General features: G+C 36.2%; 4 protein-coding genes. All 4 read right to left on the bottom strand.

Annotated elements, in window-relative coordinates; translation table 11 throughout:
• Nucleotides 1-642: 642 nt before the first annotated feature.
• Nucleotides 643-900: a hypothetical protein gene (locus PHF25_08930; protein MDD4528132.1), complete on the bottom strand. Its 258-nt coding sequence runs from the start codon at nucleotides 898-900 to the stop codon at nucleotides 643-645.
• A 1,042-nt stretch (nucleotides 901-1,942) separates the two neighbouring features.
• On the bottom strand, nucleotides 1,943-2,200 hold the full coding sequence (locus tag PHF25_08935; protein MDD4528133.1) for a hypothetical protein: 258 nt from the start codon (nucleotides 2,198-2,200) through the stop codon (nucleotides 1,943-1,945).
• Between the two features lie 76 nt (nucleotides 2,201-2,276).
• Nucleotides 2,277-3,473 (bottom strand): DUF5780 domain-containing protein, encoded by a 1,197-nt coding sequence (locus PHF25_08940; GenBank protein ID MDD4528134.1) that lies wholly within the window; start codon nucleotides 3,471-3,473, stop codon nucleotides 2,277-2,279.
• 71 nt (nucleotides 3,474-3,544) lie between these two features.
• A partial coding sequence (locus PHF25_08945; GenBank protein MDD4528135.1) for a hypothetical protein occupies nucleotides 3,545-4,228 on the bottom strand: 684 nt, incomplete at its 5' end.

The following is a 4,228-nucleotide window of genomic DNA, read 5'->3' on the forward strand; positions in this document are numbered from 1 at the left end:
CGTTTAGAATCTCCATTACATCTTTCATAGTATATAGCTTCATATATTTTGCCTCCAATAGTTTTTTACTATATACTATTATATCATATTATACTTTAAAGTATGGCCGCTTCATACCTCCTATTTTGATACTATTATGCCCGTTTGTATTGCGAAATGCAATCGGTTAGCCGAATATCTATAGAATCAACAGACCACGTCCGTCATATACGCTCGTGCCTATATCGCTACCGCAACGCAATGCTCTATCAAGAGCCATCTATTCAGCAGTTCGACTGAAGCTTTGGAGCCGTCAATCTCGGGAGGAATCTTCATTTCAACCAGTCTCCAGAACCTGGACTCTATCTGGATTATTAGGTCTAATGTTTACCCCCAGGTTAGCCAGCTGCATATCCAGCGTAGCTTGTTTGGCTAGGTTCTTAGCCAGTGTCATCATGTCATTGTGGGGTGTATGATCCTGACTACGGAGTACTTGGGCATAGGCAAGGAGTTCGGCCTTTTTAGTTAATAGAGCTACTACCTCCTGCTTCAATATAGTCACCTCCTTTCAATTGAACACTTCTCACTGTTCATGTCGTCACTGTTAAAAATGGGCAAAAAAATAAGAGGGTAAATCCCTCTAACTCCCGTATATACCGATTACTAATCGACGTCTTCTACAATCTTGATCTTGCCCTTCTTAACCTGATCAATAGCGTATTCAAGCAATATATCTTTTAGTTCGTCATCAACAACTGGGTTCTTTGATACTCTGGCAGCCTTGATTCCTGTTACCATCTGTTCTGATTTTCTCAGCCCCCTCTTAGCTTTATCTAGATACTGATTGCCTTCAGGAACGACCTGTTTGGCTGCCCAATATGACTTTGGGTTATGTGGTTTTGTTTTCCACCAGACTGTCACCAGGCAACCGAGAATAAACGCAGATACAATACCCATCATGATTCCTCCAATCAATTTAGTAGAGTTACGACACGTCCGTGCAGCATCTATATAAACCCCTATATTAAAGGGGGTGGTGGCAATTGCGAAGAAAAAGGGCTTCTTAAATTACTAATAATGACACACATCGTGTGTTCAAATTTTAAGCCTCTTATAGGATTTTATTAACAAAAAGAAGCATACAGGAGGACTTTCCCTTATTACTATTCTCATGAGCTTGTGCTGTGGCAAGATTCCTGGAATACTCTTTTAATTATTAAAAAGGGAGAAGAAACTTCAGTTGAGAAAATTAAGAAAGATATTCGCAAGAAGAAGACAAGATATAGACTTAGAGGGGTTAAAGGAGAAGTTTAGGGCTTTTGCTGGTAACGTTGCCGTCACTATAAGAGCCGTCGATGTCATGTATTATGAGGATGAATCTATTCGTCACTTGGTTGAAGTGACTTATGATGATAAGGTTCTCGTAGTCGAGCCGTGTTGGCTTAACGTTATGAACTTCCATCATAAGGCGGTAAAGCGTTATTTCGAAATTAGATAAGTAGACAGCTTAAGCTAGGGCGAAGGGCCAATGCAAATCTTGAATTGTTAGCTGCAATGATTACCTATGTATTTCGTGGTTGTACACATGGGTGGTAATGCAGTCTCTTATGATGATTTTTTCACAAGGCCATTTCTGCCCTCTATCGTACCATTAGTTTCTTAACCCATGAATCATGCAGCATCTTCCATTTGGCATTGGAAGCTCCTAACTGTCCTACTTGACGGGGATGTGCCAGCGCATATACCTCATATTCAGTTCTATTGATTTTTATCTTCACACATCTTCCGTAATCTTCAGAAATTGACCCGAAATCACTTAATCTCTTCTTATCTGAACAACCTTGGTCTCAACATCCAGTGAATCCATGTAACATCTCCATATCTTACTATTTGTTTACTAGGAAAAGCAGGTCATTTAAACCTGCTTGTTTCTATAAAAGCATATTTTTATAGGAATTATGAATTATTGTTTAAATTTCAAAGACTGTTCAAAAACTTGAACCACTTCTTTGATATTGTCCCAGTTGTCGCTAAAGGCAACAATGGAGGCAGTATATATTTTCCCACTGCCATCTGTATAAAAATAATTTCTAAACCTTAAAGTTATACTACCCCAATAAACATAATCACATACTGCAATTTTGCCGTTAATTATACTGGTACTATCTTTAAACTCTGCATCAATCTTTTTTAAATTATTCTGTATATTTTTTCCCTGCATAGGCTGTTGCTCTGTTTGAACAGTTTGTGGTCAATAACCTCCTAAGATATTCAACAATTATTCTTGGTAATTATTACTACTGAAACGGCTTCTCCTGATATTGTTTAATCCAATAGTCATAATACGGATTATCCCAATTGTTACCATCATAATATTCTACTTTGTCAATACAGGCTATCAACGTAACTACATCATGATTGTCTAGATACCATCCTCCATCAGAAGACTTAGTCTCTCCTGGTAAAATATTTTGATCATTGTTTCCTCTTCCAACGAACTCCCCACCACCAAGTCCAACTTTAACTGGCAATCCATTCTTGTCGAACCCCATAAACCCTAAATAATATTTTTTAACCGTCTTCTGTGATCTGTTATGCACGGTAACAGCGATAAAATTGGTATTAATAATATTTGTATATTCCCTAACTCCAGCGACAGCCACTTCTTGCTCATCAATTAATTTTTGTATTTGTACCTTTTCGAAGTATACTTTTTTAGCGATAAGATCACCATCGTTTGGTAGTATCAAAGTTGCTTCGTTCAGAATAGAAACTGCTTTATTATATTCATTTGCAGTGGCATAATTATCAACAGTTTGTAATACTTGCTCTTTATATTTTGCTTCATTAATTTTGATCTGTTCTTGTGCTTTGGAATAATTTTTATCTTCAGCAATTACATTCTTGTATTCCTTAATAGCATTTATGTAATCTATATTGGCTAAAAAGGCTGTTGCCTTGTTAAAGGACATTCTCGAATTATTTAAGTCTGTTACTTTTTTCAAGACGGCATTGATATCAGCAGCTATTAAACCAGTGTTCTGTATAGCTTCTAGTGCGGTTTTTGCTTCATTGAAGTCAATTTTTTCATCAATAAAAGCCTTGTTTATGCTTGTCATATCATCCTTTAAGAACATAATTACTTCTGCCTCTTTGCTCGTATCCCCCTTTAATTTCTGGTTATAAATTTTCATAGCCTCAACGTTATTATTATTACTAATATTGTCTTTGAATTTTGCGATTGGATTATTTAAATATATGCTTGCTCCTATTGCCATTATAATGAGAGCTACAACCGAAAATAGTATTACCCTATTATTTTTATTTGAAGTAATTTTTTTAAATTTATCCAGGCTATTTTCGCGAAGTATTTTTTCTGTACTTTCCATACTTTCAATACCTTCCCTATTTGAAGCAGATAGTCTTTCGCCACATTTACTACAAAAAGAACTCTCCTCTGAATTTTCAGCTCCGCATTTTGTGCATTCCATCATTAATCCATCCTTTAAATCCAATATTCAATATCATGTCACAATCCTAATATAAAGATGTAATTTCTATATAATCAATATTTATGTTGCAAAGTATCAAGAACCGAGAAAACTTTCTCTGGTTGGGACACTAGCCTTTCTTGGAGCATTTCATCAGGAATCAATATATATTTTCCGTCACTTCTAATAACAGTAATAACCATTGTGGTAGTATCCATTTCGGTCGCATTTTGCATGTTTCTTATAAATGTATCACTGGAGTGTGCAATTGCATTCTGAAAACCAAAAAACAGACCGCCACTTAATCCCAATCTAGTTACTTCATTTAAAGCAGAACGCATCACTGGTACTATATTAGGTGTTTTCAATTCTCCTGCTACCTGTTTTTCCTTAATCTTGAAAAGCCATTTGTTTATCGAGGTTGATGCAACCTTATACTCTGTTTTTGAGTAATAAGCCTTGGCAAGCCTTTCCTTATCGCTAGAATCAAATTGGAAATCAATATTCATCTCACCTGTTTTATCTAGCAACCCATTGGCTTTATCTAAGTCTCCGACTTGTAGGGCGTTGAAGAATTCGTTGACAGCAGTATTGGCTTTGCGATTTTCATTGGACGAAAAAATTCCGAGTGTGTTTGTTGTAAGATAAAAATACCGAAAGTTGCAAGTTAAAAATCCATAATGTTGCAAGTGGAAATTCCATAGTATTGCAAAAATCCATTGCAGGCATAAACCATAACCCATATCCTTGTATCGGAA

This window comes from Candidatus Margulisiibacteriota bacterium, assembly GCA_028706105.1.
Classification (GTDB): domain Bacteria; phylum Margulisbacteria; class Riflemargulisbacteria; order GWF2-35-9; family DYQY01; genus DYQY01.